The 17,019-nt window shown below is 44.1% G+C and carries 16 protein-coding genes; 8 read left to right on the forward strand and 8 right to left on the reverse strand.

Going from position 1 to position 17,019, the window contains the following annotated elements; genetic code table 11:
- The first annotated feature begins 148 nt into the window (after positions 1-148).
- A complete protein-coding gene (locus LAY57_RS22055; protein ID WP_249069006.1) occupies positions 149-358 on the forward strand; it encodes a hypothetical protein in 210 nt (69 codons plus the stop codon).
- Between the two features lie 270 nt (positions 359-628).
- Here the strand turns inward: LAY57_RS22055 and LAY57_RS22060 are convergent, their stop codons facing one another.
- The 4 genes from LAY57_RS22060 to LAY57_RS22075 form a co-directional block, all read right to left on the reverse strand.
- Entirely contained in the window at positions 629-1,399 is a 771-nt protein-coding gene (locus LAY57_RS22060; RefSeq protein WP_249069007.1) for a Uma2 family endonuclease, read from the reverse strand.
- A gap of 629 nt (positions 1,400-2,028) precedes the next feature.
- Positions 2,029-4,581 (reverse strand): U32 family peptidase, encoded by a 2,553-nt coding sequence (locus LAY57_RS22065; protein ID WP_249069008.1) that lies wholly within the window; start codon positions 4,579-4,581, stop codon positions 2,029-2,031.
- 681 nt (positions 4,582-5,262) lie between these two features.
- Positions 5,263-7,050 (reverse strand): aspartate--tRNA ligase, encoded by a 1,788-nt coding sequence (aspS, locus tag LAY57_RS22070; protein ID WP_249069009.1) that lies wholly within the window; start codon positions 7,048-7,050, stop codon positions 5,263-5,265.
- Positions 7,051-7,410: 360 nt separating this feature from the next.
- Positions 7,411-8,034: a hypothetical protein gene (locus tag LAY57_RS22075; protein ID WP_249069010.1), complete on the reverse strand. Its 624-nt coding sequence runs from the start codon at positions 8,032-8,034 to the stop codon at positions 7,411-7,413.
- A gap of 155 nt (positions 8,035-8,189) precedes the next feature.
- Here LAY57_RS22075 and LAY57_RS22080 point away from each other — a divergent pair, with 155 nt between their 5' ends.
- From LAY57_RS22080 to LAY57_RS22105, 6 genes are all read left to right on the forward strand, one after another.
- A complete protein-coding gene (locus LAY57_RS22080; RefSeq protein WP_249069011.1) occupies positions 8,190-8,345 on the forward strand; it encodes a hypothetical protein in 156 nt (51 codons plus the stop codon).
- 13 nt (positions 8,346-8,358) lie between these two features.
- Complete coding sequence (locus LAY57_RS22085; RefSeq protein ID WP_249069012.1) at positions 8,359-8,685, forward strand: putative PII-like signaling protein; 327 nt, start codon at positions 8,359-8,361, stop codon at positions 8,683-8,685.
- Positions 8,686-8,732: 47 nt separating this feature from the next.
- Positions 8,733-8,912 carry a zinc ribbon domain-containing protein gene (locus LAY57_RS36790; RefSeq protein WP_476727021.1) on the forward strand — a complete coding sequence of 60 codons (180 nt, stop codon included), beginning with the start codon at positions 8,733-8,735 and terminating at the stop codon, positions 8,910-8,912.
- A 337-nt stretch (positions 8,913-9,249) separates the two neighbouring features.
- Positions 9,250-11,214 (forward strand): WD40 repeat domain-containing protein, encoded by a 1,965-nt coding sequence (locus LAY57_RS22095; protein ID WP_249069013.1) that lies wholly within the window; start codon positions 9,250-9,252, stop codon positions 11,212-11,214.
- Between the two features lie 708 nt (positions 11,215-11,922).
- Positions 11,923-12,654 (forward strand): hypothetical protein, encoded by a 732-nt coding sequence (locus LAY57_RS22100; RefSeq protein WP_249069014.1) that lies wholly within the window; start codon positions 11,923-11,925, stop codon positions 12,652-12,654.
- A 9-nt stretch (positions 12,655-12,663) separates the two neighbouring features.
- Positions 12,664-13,446: a DNA-formamidopyrimidine glycosylase family protein gene (locus tag LAY57_RS22105; RefSeq protein ID WP_249069015.1), complete on the forward strand. Its 783-nt coding sequence runs from the start codon at positions 12,664-12,666 to the stop codon at positions 13,444-13,446.
- Between the two features lie 172 nt (positions 13,447-13,618).
- Here LAY57_RS22105 and LAY57_RS22110 read toward each other — a convergent pair whose 3' ends face one another.
- The 4 genes from LAY57_RS22110 to LAY57_RS22125 are packed head-to-tail and all read right to left on the reverse strand — an operon-like array spanning position 13,619 to position 16,352.
- A complete protein-coding gene (locus LAY57_RS22110) occupies positions 13,619-14,296 on the reverse strand; it encodes an adenylate kinase family protein (protein ID WP_249069016.1) in 678 nt (225 codons plus the stop codon).
- 14 nt (positions 14,297-14,310) lie between these two features.
- Positions 14,311-14,940: an MOSC domain-containing protein gene (locus LAY57_RS22115; protein WP_249069017.1), complete on the reverse strand. Its 630-nt coding sequence runs from the start codon at positions 14,938-14,940 to the stop codon at positions 14,311-14,313.
- Positions 14,941-14,946: 6 nt separating this feature from the next.
- Positions 14,947-15,633, reverse strand: a complete 687-nt coding sequence (locus tag LAY57_RS22120; RefSeq protein WP_249069018.1) for a hypothetical protein — start codon at positions 15,631-15,633, stop codon at positions 14,947-14,949.
- A 32-nt stretch (positions 15,634-15,665) separates the two neighbouring features.
- Complete coding sequence (locus LAY57_RS22125) at positions 15,666-16,352, reverse strand: ThiF family adenylyltransferase (protein WP_338022464.1); 687 nt, start codon at positions 16,350-16,352, stop codon at positions 15,666-15,668.
- Between the two features lie 227 nt (positions 16,353-16,579).
- On the opposite strand from LAY57_RS22125, the gene LAY57_RS22130 reads away from it, so the two are divergent.
- Positions 16,580-17,019, forward strand: a 440-nt coding sequence (locus tag LAY57_RS22130; protein ID WP_249069020.1) for a helix-turn-helix domain-containing protein, incomplete at its 3' end; no start/stop codon positions are given.

Raw genomic sequence — 17,019 nt, forward strand, 5'->3', positions numbered from 1 at the left:
AAAAAATCCAGTCTAGTACTGTTGATTGTTACAAAAATTTTTGGTTGACCGTCTCAGCAATTAGTACGCTATAGATATTGCCAACAGTACCATCCACTAGCTAGTAAAGCTCCGCATCAGAAATAACAACAAATATATGGAGGCAAGTATGCTTACGCAAAAGTACGATCCGACTCTCCCCCGTAGCATAGCAGACCTGGTTCACAGACACGGGTTTAGAACGGTGGTAAAAGAACTCGCAGCTTACTGCGAAGTCGAGTGGGTTCAGGCCAAAATCAGAAGCGAACCGGCAGACGACTGGCGCAATGCTGGTGTGGCGCTGGTCAAGATAGCTGAAGGTTCGCAGTCTCAGGAATAAGCTTCGCTCAAGCTCAGCAACTTTATCTCTAAGCGTTTCTACCGTTAAACCGCTTGGCGATCGCGCTTGACGCACCTAAACGTTTAGAAAGAGCTTAGTTAGCATTGTGGTTATCGAGGTTTAGTTTTATATCCAGCTTCGTCAAGCCATTTGCAAATATTTCGCCAGTTTTCTACTTTTTAATTACATATTAAAATAAAGGTCAGTCTCATTTGAATCGAAAAAATAAGCGCGATCGCATTTAGTCTAATTGCGATCGCATTTTACCACCTACAGATCCGGCTCAATCCCTGCTGCTCTTAGCTGATCTGCCAATCGATCGGCCCGTAGTTGTTCCTGTTCAGCCCGTTGCCGTTCCTGTTCAGCCCGTTGCCGTTCCTGTTCAGCCCGTTGCCGTTCCTGTTCAGCCAACTCCGATCCCCATAACAACTGTTCTCCATTGTCATCCCACCACCGCAACCACCAACCTGTCCGGTTTTCTCGACTTCCTTGCCATAATCCTAAAAACAAACCCATTTCAGCAATCCAGTAACGATTATTTGCATCGGGTTGACGCACCTGATACTGTCCAGAATCATCAAGTTGATAAACCTCCAAAACTCCCGTTTGTGGTTCAAAAATGGTGTAGTTAGGAATGCACAAAACTTGCTCGTAAAAAAACCACTTTCCCGGTGGATAAGTTGGTTTCGTAGAATATTCTCCACCTTCCGTATCAGAGACAAATTCCATCACCATAACCGGAAGATTTCCCTGAAGCTGGGGAGTATAACTGCGCCTAACTTCATCTCGCGAAACGCGAATTTCAGGAACATAACCCCAATCTGGAGCTTTTACCACAATTTTGTCATTGACGGTAGCGCAAATCCCGTAATTTGTGAACGTCAAGGCATTGGCTGGTAGTCTTCCAGCAAGTAGCAAGCTTTCGGTTAAAGCGGCGGCGAGAGATGGTTGATTGATATTGTCCACAGGCTCATCATCTAATATAAAATCATCCGGGAGTTTTTCCCAGGTTATTTGATAAGGGGCGGTACTGGTTAACATGGTTTCTCTGACTCCTTTTATTTTATGCCTTACTTATGACTAAATTCTACTCTTATGTATTTTTTCTAGGACAGCACAAGCAGTTACGGCTGCAATTACGGTTTGTTGTACCTCTAAACTAAGTCTTCCTCTCGAATTAATTAACTCATCTTCTTGAAATTCAAATATTTCTCTACAGTCTACATAATAATTCCTTCTAGCAACTCCAACCTGAATTATATCATGTCCTTAAGCATCGGTTACCTAAAAAATTCGTGTAATTACTCTTATCTGTGTTTATCTGCGTACCCTGCGGGAAGGCGCTATCGCGTCTATATCTGTCTTCATCTGTGGTTAAATTTTTACCACAGATGAAGACAGATGAACACAGATGAACACAGATAAGAGAGTTATTTTTTTTGGACAACCGATGCCACCGGACATGATATCACTCATATATAGCAACCGCCAAGGCGGTTAAGGCATTCTTAATTCCTGAAACCCTTGATAATAAACCTTTCTTACCCTAGCCCCTAGCCCCTAGTCCCTAGCTATACTAACGATGCAAACTGACAAGATATTATATCATCAAATCCTTTGATATTGCAACTTGCTATGTTTTCCAGTGCCGCTCAAATAAAGATTTCCATTCACAACTTCCTTTCCAAAGGCCCACGAGTCACGCCCAACTGATTTTGCAACTTCAGTTCTCGCCAAAGTTGGGAACCTGTAATCTCTCCTTGCAGCAATTGACGGTAGCGCTGAATAGTCTGAGTTACTTGGTGAGGCGTTTCATTAACAAATTCAATTCGGAAATAAGACACACCCAATTTTATCAAACGTTGCACATATTCTGCCCCAGTTTGAGCGGTGCCGTTAAACACAGTATTCCGACAACCTGCATCAGCTTTGAGGATATGTTCTGTACCGACGCGATCGCGCAATTTCACCTCATACTTATCGCAAGGACGACCGCAATTGGTGTAATCAGTTCCCGTTGATAAAAACGCACAGAATACGCAATGCTCCATGTGGAACATCGGCATATGCTGATGAATTGTTACCTCAAACCAATGACGCGGAGAACTTGTCAGCAAATCTTCCAATTGAGTAATGTTCAAATCGTAGGACGCGGTGAGACGTTCTAGTTTATATTGCTGTTTAAAGTAATCTGCCGTTAAAAGATTGGTAACATTGAGAGAGAAATCACCAAGACAGCGTTTGCCTGCAAAAAACTGCATTTGGTCGTAGTTCCGCACTAGATAACCATCAGCATTAGCAGATACCACTTGTTCCAAAATATAGTTTTCCCCTGGTTTGATAATTCGGGGTGGCGCAACCCAGATAGTTTGATTGGAAACGCTGTTATTTTGATGTACTAAATCCACAGCTTCGCGATACTTGTGGGGATCTTCAAATTCACAATAAATAGTTTCAATTCCCGCTGACTTGGCAGCTTGTAATTGCTTGAGGTTTCGCACTAACACAATTAGAGTGGGAGAAGCTGACCGCGTAGTTTCTTGGGCGGGTAACAGATCCGAAAAAGAAACATTTGAGTGCAGTTGCCAGCGTTTGGGTTGCGTTCGCAATTCTTCCAACTGCCCCACCATCTCCCGCCGCAGATGGTTCAACTCGCTCACGGGCAACATCACCGCACCACTGAGGTGATTTTGCAACGATCGCAAACAGAAGGAAGTATTGCCGAGACGACCGAATTGCTCCTGCAAGCGATCGCTCGTGAGCGGTTTGGTGTGCGCCTCCGATAGCGGCATCGAGGACTCCACCTGCACCAGATGACCCTGTTCGTCGCGTGCGATCGCAATTAGAGGTTGACCGACTTCCCCATAAACTTCCAAACGAATAGGACGCTGAAATTGCGGCGTATCACCGGCAAAACTCTGACGCAATTGGCGATCGAGTTTTGGATCGCTAGTTTTCCAAACCTTATCCCCGATATGCACCCGTCGCAGATTGAGATCTCGTCGCCCAAAACTCAGCACCGCATCTTGACCCCGCAGTTCCACCCCATAAACTCGACCGCCTTCTTCCTGCACTTCCGGGCGACCCCAGTCAAAAACGATACCATCCCCAGGTTCTAGAGGCGCTTGCAGTCGCACCGTCACTTGTTCGTTGTGGATGCGGGTAACATCGCCCAAGTAAACTCCGCGCTTTTTCCCGAAACGCGCATGAACAAGTTCCTGATTGTCAATTCCCCGAAACCAACCTGTGTAGAGTCCGCGAGAGAATGCCATCTCCAAGTTGTAGCGTTCTTGAGAAGACGGGGAGAATGTCTCCTTGTCCCCTTGTTCGCTTGTCCGCTTGTCCACCACAGACAAATCTGCGATCGCGCGATCGATCGCTTCTCGATAAACGCGGGTAACATTAGCAACATACTCTGGCGTTTTCAGACGACCTTCGATTTTCAAAGAAGTTACCCCTGCCTTTACCAACTCTGGCAAAACCTCTAATCCTGCCAAATCTTGAGGACTGAGAAGGTATTTTCTGTCTCCCAAATCCACCTCTTTCCCATCAGCAATCAATTCGTAAGTCATCCGACAAGCTTGGGCACATTCACCTCTGTTAGCAGAACGTCCCCCCAGCGCTTCACTCGTCAAACACTGACCCGAATAAGCAACGCACAAAGCACCGTGAACAAACACTTCCAAAGGCAGCGAAGCGTCTTTTTCGGCAATCTGCTGCCGAATTTTGTTAATTTCCTTAAGAGAACATTCGCGAGCAAGTACCACCAGCTGGCAACCCAGGGATTTCGCAAATTCCACCCCCGCCGCACTGGTGATCGTCATCTGGGTAGAAGCATGGAGCGGAAAATCTGGCGAAAGATGCCGAATCAGGCGACAAATCCCCACATCCTGCACTATTACCGCATCTACACCCGCCGCAATAATCGTGCGGAGATACTGTTCCGCCTCTGCTAGTTCTTTTGGAAAAACCAGCGTATTGAGGGTGACATACCCCTTCACACCGCGACGGTGCAGAAATTCCATCAATGGGGTCACGTCTGCCTCGGTAAAGTTTTGCGCCCGCATCCGGGCATTAAACCGCTCCAAACCGAAATAGATTGCATCTGCCCCGTTTTCCACCGCAGCTTTGGCACAGTCCCAATGACCCGCTGGTGCAAGCAGTTCGGGTCTTTCAAAAGCGGGTGTTGTAGCTTTGGGGACTTGTTTAGGAGCGGTATTCATGGGCTTCTGGGTAGAACAGATGGGGCGATCGAATTTTTAGGACTCTATTCTTTATATCTTAATTGGTAAGTAGCTGGGCATAATTAAACGTAAAACTGCCGCGCCCTTAGAAACCTGGTGAGCGCAGGAGTTATAAGCTAACACGCATCTAATTCGGATATTTCTAATCCGGCAATCAAACCTTCAATTCCTCTCCCACTCCCCCACTCCCCCACTCTCCCACTCCCGCTAAACATACAAATTAAATGCGTAGCAGCTTATCATGTCCGATTGCATCGGTAGCGTAAGCGTGATGCGAGAAATTGTCTGTGGGAATCGAGAGTTAAATTTTAACCACAGATGAAGACAGATGAACACAGATGAACACAGATAAGAGAGTTATTTTTTTTAGACAACCGATGCCACCGGACATGATATTACCGGGTTTCTGGGTGTTCAGTTTATTTACACCCACCTATTTAGATCCTCAGTTTATGCAGCCTAAAAGAAATCGGAATCTAAGCTTAACAAATTCACACATACAGGTGAATTCATCCGAAAATTTGTCAGCGATCTAGATTGATAGATATTGCTATTTTTAACAACAAAATTAACTAGAAAAAAGTGTGAATATGTAAACCTAAGCAATATAATTGGTAATTGGCGATATATCATCGCCAATTACCATTATAATTTCGGCAATTAAGCCTTTGGCTTATATGTTGACTGAACTTGCAATTCCTTCAACTGTTTCTCATCCACACTAGAAGGAGCATTTGTCAACAAACAACGCGCTTGCTGCGTCTTCGGAAATGCAATTACATCGCGAATTGATTCCTCACCAGCTAATAGCATCACCCATCGGTCTAAACCGTAGGCGATCCCACCATGAGGCGGTGTGCCATATTCAAATGCGTCCAGCAAAAAGCCAAATTTATTACGCGCTTCTTCTGGAGTTAAACCAATATGTTTAAACACTTGTTCTTGAATATCGCGCTGATAAATCCGCCGACTTCCGCCGCCTATTTCTATGCCGTTATATACCAGATCGTAAGCTTGCGCTCGTGCTGTTTTCAGGTCGTGCAAATCGTCGGGATGAGGTGCTGTGAATGGGTGGTGCAATGCTTCTAGTCGCTTCTCGTCTGCATTCCACTCAAACATGGGGAAATCTGTTACCCAAAGCAAGTTAATCTTGTTTTGGTCAATTAATCCTAATTGTTGTGCAACTACTTGGCGCAGTCGATCGAGTGTTTTATTGACGACGGCTACTGCATCGGCTGCAAATAACAAAAGATGTCCTGGTTTTGCATCTGTGCGATTCAATAATTCCTGTTTTTGTTCTTCACTCAGGTTATCTTTAATCGCGCCAATGGTATCGATTTCGCCATTATCCCGGACGCGGATATAAGCCAAACCTCTAGCGCCAGCTTCGGCGGCTTCTTTGAACAAGTCGCCACCTGGTTTTATCCGCACGTTGGAGATAGCATCGTTACCACTTGGAATGGGTAATACTTTTACTACACCTCCAGATGCGATCGCACCTGAGAACACTTTGAATCCAGAATTTTTGAACAAATCGGCAACATTCACTAACTCTAAGCCATAGCGAGTGTCCGGTTTATCGCATCCGTAACGTTCCATCGCTTCGGCATAAGTTATGCGCGGGAAAGGTTTAGGCAAGTCCATGCCTTTAACCGCCTTGAAAACATGAGAAACTAATTCTTCATTGAGATGGAGAATATCTTCTTGCGACATGAAACTCATTTCCATGTCCAGCTGAGTGAATTCTGGCTGTCTGTCGGCGCGTAAGTCTTCGTCGCGGAAACAACGCGCAATCTGATAGTAGCGATCGAATCCAGAAACCATCAGCAATTGCTTGAATAATTGCGGCGATTGTGGTAAGGCAAACCATTCACTGGGATTGACGCGGCTGGGTACGAGGTAATCCCGTGCGCCTTCTGGTGTGGAGCGAGTGAGGATTGGCGTTTCAACTTCGATGAAGTCTTGTTCGTCTTCTAAGAAGCGGCGAATGGCTTTGACAACATTGTGGCGCAGTTGCAGATTCGCGGTCATGCGATCGCGCCGCAAATCCAAATACCGATATCTCAGCCGCAACTCTTCCCGCACCGACTCATTTTCACCCGCTGACACCTGGAAAGGCAGCTGTTTGTGTACCTGATTGAGCAGTTCGATTCGATCTGCGTAAATTTCAATCTCGCCAGTAGGCAATTTCGGATTTAGGGATTCTTCTGGACGTGGCGTGACACGACCAGTAATTTTTACAACATACTCATTACGTAGCTTTTCGGCTTGTTCGTAGGAGCCTGGGGTGCGTACTGGGTCGCTGACAATTTGGACAATGCCGGAGCGATCGCGCAAATCCAAGAAAATCACGCCCCCGTGATCGCGGCGACGGTCTACCCAACCACAAAGGGTAACAGTCTCTCCCAGATGGGAGCTTCGGATTTGGCCGCAATAATGACTTCGCATAGCAGTTAATTCAGAGTTCGTGCTGGAGAATGGGGAATTTAAACAGTTTAGTCGGATCGTCTTTGAGGTTGGAGTAAGAAGCGTCCTACCTTCAGTAGACTATGTGAGAAAACTTCCCCATTATGCAGCATCGGGGGCACTCCTGTAATGCCGTTTTAGAGGGACGGAGTGGGGGAGTGGGAGAGTGGGAGAGTGGGAGAGTGGGGGAGAAGGAACAACATTGAGGCCGAAAAAGGGGGTAGCTAACCCGGATTTGGTAAGCTGCTACGCATCTAATTTCACAGTCAGTTTTTCTCTTGCTTGTTGTGGGATGGGCAGGAAAGCCCGTCTTTGTATTCGATTTAGATGCGTAATAGCTTATTAGTTGCGATCGGACTTTGACAAAGAAGCCATCAGAGCATTCCAGGCCGTTTTGGCAGCATCCGCCAAACGCACCCCAATAGATTCTATTTCGCTAGCGATCGTCAGCCAATTCTTTTCAGCTTGCTTGTGAATCTCGTGAACTGCCCCTTCAATTCGCTCCCGTTCGATGAATTTATTTTGTTCAACAGTTTCTCTGGCTTGACGAACCGCCTTGAGATAGTTCTCGCGGGTGACATCGCCAGCAGATTGAATTTCTGCCTGTGCGCGAGTTTTAATGGCATCAATCACCAGCCAATTTTTCTCGGCTTCTTGCTGAATTAGGCCAACTGCTTGGTCGATGCGCTCTTTTGCGATCGCCTGATTTTGTTCTATAGCTTCCTGTGCTTGACGAACCGACTTAAGGTAAGCCTCGCGAGTGAGGTCGCCAGCCGCCTGCATTTCTAATTTGGCCCGCTTTTGAATCGCTTCAATCAGCGCTGCTGTTTCCTTTTTCACCTCTTCGGTAGCGTCAGGCATCTCCTTTTTTACTAAGTCAGTTATCTCTTGGCTGACTTCCACAATCTCAGTTGTCTCAGTCACGTCCACAATTGCGGAGTCTTTAGGAACAGTCGGTTCAGTCATAGTTTTTTCTCCTGTATTCGCCGATCGGTAGTTCTTGCTGTAGCTAAGCATTTGTGATATTTTGCTTAATTCTATCCAGATCGTTCCAGTTTCGCTGACGGTGTACTCCCTCTTAGAGGTACGGTTTAACACACCGGGCTGCTTGATACAGCGGCTTGCAGGCTGATGAAGTCAATCTTCTGCGCGATGCCTTCGGCTCGGAAAAAGACCCACGCAGTTATCTGGCAGCAGGTCTTTATGGGGCAGGCAGTGCAATACTGGGAATTATCAGCGTTCAGCTGAGTATCATTTTAGGTCGATCGGTAAAGTAGGGCAGCTGGTATCATGTGGCAACAACTGAACATTTACATTGGGGAATCCGATCGCTGGGACAACGAACCCCTGTATATCGCCCTGATTGAACTTGCTCGCCAACACGGATTAGCTCAAGGAACGGCAATGAGAGCGATGGCTGGATATAGCAAACACATCACGATCCAAACCACGCATTTTTTGGACTTGTCCACCAACCTGCCTGTCGTAGTCAGCATAATTGATCGCGAGGAGGCGATTTCACAATTTATGCCCTTAGTCCGAGAAATGGTTAAAAACGGATTAATCACCCTACAACCCTTAAAAATTGTACATTATGCGCCAATTTCATCAGACTGAGGGCATCTCAAGATTTCGTGGCGTTTGAGGACTTGAAGGTGCGGAACATGGTGAAGAATCATCGCTTAGCCAAATCAATTAATGATGTTGGATGGTATTTGTTTAGGGAATGGTTAAAGTATTTTGCGATTAAGTATGGCAAAGTAGCGGTAGCCGTACCACCTCATCAAACTTCACAAGAATGTTCCAATTGTGGTAATAAAGTAAAGAAATCTCTGTCTGTATGAACCCATGTTTGTAAGTGTGGGACTGTACTGGACAGAGATGAAAATGCCGCAATTAACATCTTGGCGAAGGCATTAAAATTGATGGGCTATATTGCAAATACCGTAGGGCATACGGAAATTAACGCTTGTGGAGAGATGACTCTCTACTTGAACCTCGAAAGTGCGTTCAAGCAAGGTCGCTTTGCGAAACAAGAATCCCCGTGCCTAAAGGCCGGGGAGTGTCAATAAATAGTGATTACTGGATGTCATGGACTTGCAAAACTTGCATAACCTTAAAGATACCTCACTGCTCAGACTGATATGATTAAGAAGAGAGGAGCTGATTCAGAAGTGTTTAATGCTTAACAACTCCCGTCGGTTAGAGATTGCGGAATATGTTTCCCTGGCTGGCTCAGTTGCTGGCTCAGTCGTGGCAGCCCTCAGCGGACAAGCCATCTACGTCGCTGTACCCCTGTCTGCTTCAGTGATATTGAACCTGATCAATCGTCGTCGCGCCGAGATACTGACGAAGCAGAGTAACAATGCTGCAATTACCCGCCTTCAGCGACAAATATCTGGAGAGCTTGAGTCTTTATACGCCTCAGATCGCTCTTTGCCCTTTTCCGCAGAATCAGTCCGCTTCAATTCAGATAAGGTACAAGAGGTTGTGGCTACCTCGATCAGGGCTAACCTGAATCCCATCTATCACGATGTGGCTGAACTTAAGGAGCAGTGTGCTAGCTTGCAGGACTCACTGACAAGTGTGGTGCAATATCTGAATAGTTCGTCTCTATCAGTAAGGATAGACAATTTGGAGCAGACGATCGCTAAGCTTTCTCAAGGAATCTCAACTGTTGCTAACGAGCTGGAAGTGTCGCTACAGAACCAGTTGGATGAGCTAAAGCAGCAGATGCAAGCGATTCAACTCGAAAAACAAACCAGGGACGAAACCAAGAGCCCAAAAACAAAAGAGCCACAGTTCGATTCTTCAGGGCTACAAAATCAGTTGGATGAGCTAAAACAGCAAGTACAAGCGATTCAACTCGAAAAACAAACCAGGGAAGCCGCTGTGAAAGAGACAACCACACAGCAACAGTTCGATTCTTCAGGGCTACAAAATCAGTTGGATGAGCTAAAACAGCAAGTACAAGCGATTCAACTCGAAAAACAAACCAGGGAAGCCGCTGTGAAAGAGACAACCACACAGCAACAGTTCGATTCTTCAGGGCTACAAAATCAGTTGAATGAGCTAAAACAGCAAGTGCAAGAGATTAAAGAAAGCAGAGAAGCTCTGGAAGAATTTAGCTCTAAAACAGCAAAGCAAACAGATAAAATCTCCCCCCAGTCTGTAGGGGCAAACAATTCGGGCGAGAATGAACAGGCTTCGCCCTTACCCAGTTCCCAATCAAGAGTTCCCGAACCACCAACTCAGACTTGGAGTTGTGTCCAAACTGTGAGGGCGCATTCTGATTGGGTGGCTTCTGTGGTGATTAGTTCGGATGGACAAAAGATAGCCAGCGGCAGTTTTGATGGTAGGATTAAAATCTGGAACTTGCAGACTGGGGAACTAATTCGGGTTCTATCGGAAAAGGCTGGTGTGGTTTATGCTCTAGCCTACGTCACCTCTGAGACAAGCCTTGCTAGTAGCTGCTCAGATCCGCCTTCGGTGAAGTTATGGGATGTCGATACTGGCTCGCTGATTGACACTTTCAAGCAGCATTCGGGCTCGGTTCGCTCTGTGGCAATTAGCCCAGATGGACGAACGCTTGCTAGTGGCAGTTTTGACCAGACGATCAAAGTATTGTCTCTGGAGACTGGAAAACCGATCTACACTCTCACGGGGCATTTAGGGGCGGTAGGTGCGATCGCTTTCAGTCCCGATGGACAGTTCCTAGCCAGTGGCGGTGCGGACGGCAATATCAAATTTTGGCATGGGAATACGGGGCAACTGTTGCACACTTTCAGCGGCGATTTAGGATCGATTGGTGCGATCGCATTTCATCCAAATGGACAGGTTCTCGCCAGCGCCAGTACCGATAGAACGATCAAATTATGGCATCTCGGCAACCGCGATCGTCTCTGTACTCTCACAGGTCATGCAGGTGCAGTCACATCTGTTATCTTCAGTCCCGATGGGGAAACTCTCATCAGTGGCAGCGCAGATGGTACGATCGCAATTTGGCATTTAGAAACAGGCTTACAGATATGTACCTTGACTGCTAATTCAGCTAGTTCGGCGATCTCCGTTACCCTTAGTCCCAACGGTCAAATGCTTGTCAGTGGCAATGCGGACGGTTCGATCCAAATTTGGCAGCGCGATTAAACCCCTACTCCCCTTCCACTCAAAGAATATCTATATGAGGTAGCAGGGGTAGCAGGGGTAGCAGGGGAAGCAAGGGGAGAAAAGGATAGATAATTTTCTACCGGAAAGGGAGTAAATATATTTTATAGCAACCGCCAAGGCGGTTAGGACAACTCCAACTCTTACCTCTGGTCAGAGTTATTGGAGAATGGGAGAATATGGACTTTGATGAGCGAATTCAGGCTGACCCTACATATATAGATAGGGTCTAGGCGTAAGGCATACAGAGTAGAGGGACTGGGTAATTTGGGTTAATGGGGCGGCGGTAGCTGCCCTTTATGGTTTATTGGTTTGGCTAGGCTCAATGGAAAATTTTCCATTGAGTGAGCAGTTGTGATAGGATAGCTTATGACTGTTACCCGTCCGTGCGGCAAAACCAGTTTCTGAACACGCAAAGTATAAAGTCAGACTTGCGGCTCTGCTCAATCGGTGATACTATTAAGAAAATGACAATCTTGGTAAAAAATTGTCAGCATAACCTACGTGCAACATAAGGTAATTTTGTTTCCTTTAGGATTTTTAGTGAAACAAATATAAATCTGTTCTGTCGCTAGGAAGCCTACTGGTAGATCCAAGCCATTGTCTCAATGTCATTAGTCTTGGGAAGTTTTTACTTTTCATCAAAATCTCTGAATTGTTTCCATTAATTTTTGCTTAACTTTTTTAAATATGTCGATATTTGATTTTTTAAGTAGCAACCTTTTAGCAGCCAATATTGTTTGGGTGGTATTAATGGTTGTTATTTTGATATATTTAATAGCGTTTCTTCAAGGAAGATCAATATCATTTTGGCCTCCCAAAATTGGGCAAAAGCCATCTCCAGAAACTGGTAAAAAAGCGTCCATTAAGACAACACCTTTGGAAAACTGTGGAATAATTAAAACAGATTATTTCACAGAATTTTCCGATGATTTTAATATTTTGTTTGAAAATTCAGAAAACATAACGCTATACTTCATCCATTCACGTAGATGGAGAGAAAATCATATAGATCATCTTGCTGATTTTCTCGAAAAGAGACAAAATCAGCTTACTGTTATATTACCCAATCTTGCCAATGCCAAACTGATTCAAATTCTTAAGGATCACTTTGATGATGGTCAGAATATGGAAGCCTTTATCAAAGATGCTTATCGATACTTTGCTTCGTTTCTTCAAAGAAGACCTGAAGGAATAAATGTTCGTTTGTCAGATATATATCCCACATATAGTTTCTATAAATTTGATGAAGTTGTTATTGTAGCCATGTATCCCACATCACCTCGTCGGAAAAATGTTCCTACTTTCCAAATTATGAAAGATAGTAAGTATTGGGATTTTATTAGTAATGATGTTCAGTGGTTACTATCTAACACAAAGTCAGTTAATCTAGTTGAATTACAATATCTTATAAATCAGTAGGAGCTATTTATGCCTGAACTGCCAGATTTAGAACTATACACTCGCAATTTAAGTAAAATCTTTAATGGTGACAAAGTTGAAGATGTTTTAATTATAAAGGATAAGAAACTAAATGCTAATAAAGATGAGGTTGCCAAAGTCCTAAAAAACCAAATTCTTGAGCAAATAACCAGAGAGGGTAAAGAAGTCTGGTTTAAGTTTTCAAGCGGGATTAACATAGCAGTTCATTTAATGTTAAAAGGTCGTTTCGATCATGTTGAAACAGACGGACAAGTAAAATATAAAGTAGCCTTACTTAAGTTTGAAAAAAATCAATGTCTAGTTATTTCTGATCAGTTAGGTTGGGCAACTATAACTTTTTCACCACCAAAGCCAAGTGTACCAGATGCCTTAAGTGAAACATTTAACTTAAGTTACTTAAGGGAAAAACTCTCTGAAAGAAAATCGGATATTATAAAAGCATTTTTACTAAACCAAAACATTGTTAGAGGCATTGGAAATGCTTATGCAGATGAAATTTTGTGGGATTGCAAAATAGCACCTGCATCCAAATGTGGAAGATTACCTGATACCGCTGTTGAAGCACTACACAGTTCTATAAAGAAGGTGCTAGAAAATGCAATACAGGAATTATTTAGAGCTACGCCGAATGCAATCAATGGTGAATATCGAGATTTTTTAATTGTGCATAATCCTGCCAAAAAAGAAACACCTTCTGGCTATGAGATTAGAACTGATAAAATTGCTTCTAAAACAACCTATTATACAGAAGAACAAATTTTGTATGAGTAGTTTATAGTTAATTCAGGCGCTCTTTACATTTGCGATTTATCAAAAAAGAGCTTTTCCCATATTCTGGACTTTGTTAGATAAACAAGGGGCTTCTAATTTAGCTAAACACCACCACCAATATCTCTTGATACAGTCCACTTTATCGCCCGTGTTGGGCTGCGACTCTAGCGGTTCAATCATAACCCACCTCTGAGGCTAATGAATCTGAGAGTATCTGGCATATATCAGATGATACCTCTTCAATAGGACGCATAGCATCAATTTTAGTGAGTAGGGATTTGGTGCGGAAGTATTCCCAAACAGGGCTTTCTGTAACAAGATATGTATGCAAACGATGACGAACTAATTGCTCTTTATCATCTGTTCTGCGTTCTAAAAGTGCGCCATCTATCTCACAAATTTCTAGCTGTTGGGGAGGAAAATAATAAAGGTTGTATATATGTCCACATATAGGGCATATACGTCTACCTGAGATACGCTTAACCAACTCCTCAACTTCAACATCAAGGAAAATTGCTTGTTTAATGTATCCATCCTTAGCTGTAATGAAGCTTTCTATAGCCGCTGCTTGAGGTAATGTTCGGGGAAAGCCTTCAATGACAAATGTGTTAGAAAGAGCTTGTTGAGCGAGATGTTCAAGAAACATCATAGTTGTTTCCTTATCGGGAGTAAGTTCACCACGCGAAATATATGTAGTAGCTTTCTGACCAAATTCAGAATTACTTTTGATATGCAAGCGAAAAAGATCACCACAAGATATATGCTGCAAGCCAAACTTCTCAGCCAGCCTTTGAGCTTGAGTACCCTTCCCTGATCCTGGTAAACCAAACAATAAAAAAGTATTCTTCACTTTAGATTCTCAACTTAGAGAGGATAGTCTAATATAAGCTTCATAGAATTAACTTGTTTAGATCGAAAAACAACTAAATCAGTATAGGCTTTTGGCAATTTCTTAAGAAGTGTAGGTAGAACTCTCGCATAAGACTTTGATAGTCCAATATCATGCAACAACTGGAGAGAATCAACCGGTTTTTCTTGTTTATCAAGATACCACATAACTCTATCTGCCAGTTCATAAGGTATAGGATCAAACAGTTTTTTCTCTCTACTAACTGCGTCACCAATACGCATACGCCCTTTATTGAGAAAAGAACCTAATACACCTCGTTGATGCGGTATTTTTTGGAGGTTAACTTTATCTCGAATAACTTTACATGGCTCACAATGAAAAGTTAATCTTATTAACGCTTCACCTATCCGAAGCACCACCCCCGAAGCTAGTTCGTGCAAGCCGTCATTGTCCACCACTACATTTTCTCTCAGATCCCCAACCTTCAAGTCAAACTGCTTTAAGGTGGCTTGCGGTATAATTAGAACCTGACGTAACGGCAAGCATTGTAAGTTACCTGTAATTCCGTTCGTATCAAATTCCAATTGCTCTACGGGCAATAAAGGCTTTCCCTTTTGGATTTTAATTAATAGATCAGTGACCATCTGAATTTAAATAAGAATGTTGCTAGGGAGGGTAAAAGTAGTTTTAGCAGCACTTCGTAGATCGGGAGTATGCCCAAGCAACTGTTGCGTGCGATCAAGAGAGTCATACCACATTTTCTTGAAGATCACATCGGCGATGCCCAGCATATCCATATCTGCTAAGTGGATAACTGATGGAGGTGATTTTTTCATTACCCTCGCATAGTTAGGACGTGGTTTAACCCGAAAGATGATTTCGGTATAAACAGTTTGCCTTGTTTTGGGAAAGCAATCAAAGTGACCAAAGCCAGAAACCCACGATAGCAATTGATCAACTCTAACACGGAAGCCTAGACAACGGGAACGGGAGTCATCCAATATTACGTCTTGCTCAAGGAGTATGTATTTACATTTGGTCATTACCCTTATGAGTTCTATAATCCCTTCCAGAGAGTCTACATCGGGAAAGATTAGCGATAAAGTAGTAACCTCTGGCAGGTCTATAGCTTGTGCTATTTCTGCATCTATGGCACAGGCATCAACGTTTAGTATTTTGTGTATCCATCCATATTTTAGGGGGTTGCCCGCAACGTAAGCAGCAAAGACACAACCAGCTTTACCTTGGCGAAAAAAATCCAATTGGGTAGTTATAACCGAAAAGTCCTCATTCATCTCAGCTTCCTCAGCATTGGCGGTAAAAAATATTATGGTCATACCGCATATTTTGTTTTGAGCTAAATATCAGTCTAGTGTGGTGTTATTGTTTCACTTGCGATAGATTTCAACACCGTACACACCGACTGCTGGGTGATATAAATCGACCTCGCCGTCCCACTCTCCAAATCAAAATAAGTCGCAAACCGTTTAAGATTCCCCCCAGCCATCCGATACAGATAATCTGCCGCCTCAGCCGCCACCCGAACATTCACGCTCTCGCTCTGCAAGTTCAGCACTGCCATCTCAGCACAAGATAGGTTATTTGTCAATTCTTCTGGCTTCGATTTCAAAAGGTCAGGAGCCTGAAGCATCGGAGATGGCAACCTCGCACATCCCAATCCCCCCAAATTATAGAACTCCCGGTCAGTTTCCAAAGAACTGCCCAGCAAAATTTGTCCTGCTGCTGCATGATTCCCACAATCCAAATACCACACGCGGGGGATTTCAGAGCGACTATAACATTGGTTCAACTCAAGAGCCTGGTTAATTGCCGCTCTCCCGGCTGCCGTATCCACGCACCCTACCAGGATGGTCAGCTTGTCGTAGGCGTAGCAAATCAACTTGGGGTCAAATTCTTGCACGAAAGCCGTCGCGTCCACTCCCCAAGCTATAGAGTATCGCAACGCTAGAGCCTGCGCCTTGGGCAGTCCAATTTCCTTGTCGCAGAAAGCCTGCCTGCTGATGTTGGCTTCTTCAACTATATCGGAATCTGCGATCGCCTACGGTACGCTATGCGATCGCGATACTACTGACACAACGCTACGCGATCGTTCAGCACTGCCATCTCAGCACAGGATAAGTTTTCTGTCAACTCTTCTGGTTTTGGTTTTAGAAGGTTGGGGGTTCATCAACAGTAGTCACTTTCCTAACATTTACTTACAAACATTCACTTTTCCGGCGCGATGCTTGCCACACTCGCCCAAATCCATAGTAAAATTTGGCTATGCTACTGGGATTATTAACCGAAATCAAAGTCAATTCTTCGCTGCGGCCATCTCTAGCCAAACACGCAGGCGTAGCACGTCACGCCTGGAATCAAGGTTTGGCTTTATGTCTTGCCGTCTTAGAACACAACCGTTCTCATCCAGAATCCCAAATTAAATTCCCCACAGCCATTGACCTCCATAAATGGCTAGTAGCATCAATAAAACCCCAAAATACTTGGTATTACGAAGTAAGCAAATGCGCCCCCCAATATGCCTTAAGGCATTTATCAGAAGCATTTAAACAGTTCTTCAAAGGTATAAAAGGGTTTCCTAAATTCAAAAAGAAAGGTCACTGTGACTCATTTACTCTAGATGGTTCAATCCACATAGAACACCAGAGCATCAAAGTACCAATATTAGGAAAGCTAAAAACTTTTGAGCGATTACCAGTAGGGAC

The sequence above is a fragment of the Argonema antarcticum A004/B2 genome, from assembly GCF_023333585.1.
GTDB lineage: Bacteria > Cyanobacteriota > Cyanobacteriia > Cyanobacteriales > Aerosakkonemataceae > Argonema > Argonema antarcticum.

Bases quoted from the DNA above. Each gene is read 5' to 3' on its own strand.
- LAY57_RS22055 (WP_249069006.1), top strand. From the start codon at position 149: ATGCTTACGCAAAAGTACGATCCGACTCTCCCCCGTAGCATAGCAGAC.
- LAY57_RS22060 (WP_249069007.1), bottom strand. From the start codon at position 1,399: ATGTTAACCAGTACCGCCCCTTATCAAATAACCTGGGAAAAACTCCCG.
- LAY57_RS22065 (WP_249069008.1), bottom strand. From the start codon at position 4,581: ATGAATACCGCTCCTAAACAAGTCCCCAAAGCTACAACACCCGCTTTT.
- aspS (WP_249069009.1), bottom strand. From the start codon at position 7,050: ATGCGAAGTCATTATTGCGGCCAAATCCGAAGCTCCCATCTGGGAGAG.
- LAY57_RS22075 (WP_249069010.1), bottom strand. From the start codon at position 8,034: ATGACTGAACCGACTGTTCCTAAAGACTCCGCAATTGTGGACGTGACT.
- LAY57_RS22085 (WP_249069012.1), top strand. From the start codon at position 8,359: ATGTGGCAACAACTGAACATTTACATTGGGGAATCCGATCGCTGGGAC.
- LAY57_RS36790 (WP_476727021.1), top strand. From the start codon at position 8,733: ATGGTGAAGAATCATCGCTTAGCCAAATCAATTAATGATGTTGGATGG.
- LAY57_RS22095 (WP_249069013.1), top strand. From the start codon at position 9,250: ATGCTTAACAACTCCCGTCGGTTAGAGATTGCGGAATATGTTTCCCTG.
- LAY57_RS22100 (WP_249069014.1), top strand. From the start codon at position 11,923: ATGTCGATATTTGATTTTTTAAGTAGCAACCTTTTAGCAGCCAATATT.
- LAY57_RS22105 (WP_249069015.1), top strand. From the start codon at position 12,664: ATGCCTGAACTGCCAGATTTAGAACTATACACTCGCAATTTAAGTAAA.
- LAY57_RS22115 (WP_249069017.1), bottom strand. From the start codon at position 14,940: ATGGTCACTGATCTATTAATTAAAATCCAAAAGGGAAAGCCTTTATTG.
- LAY57_RS22120 (WP_249069018.1), bottom strand. From the start codon at position 15,633: ATGACCATAATATTTTTTACCGCCAATGCTGAGGAAGCTGAGATGAAT.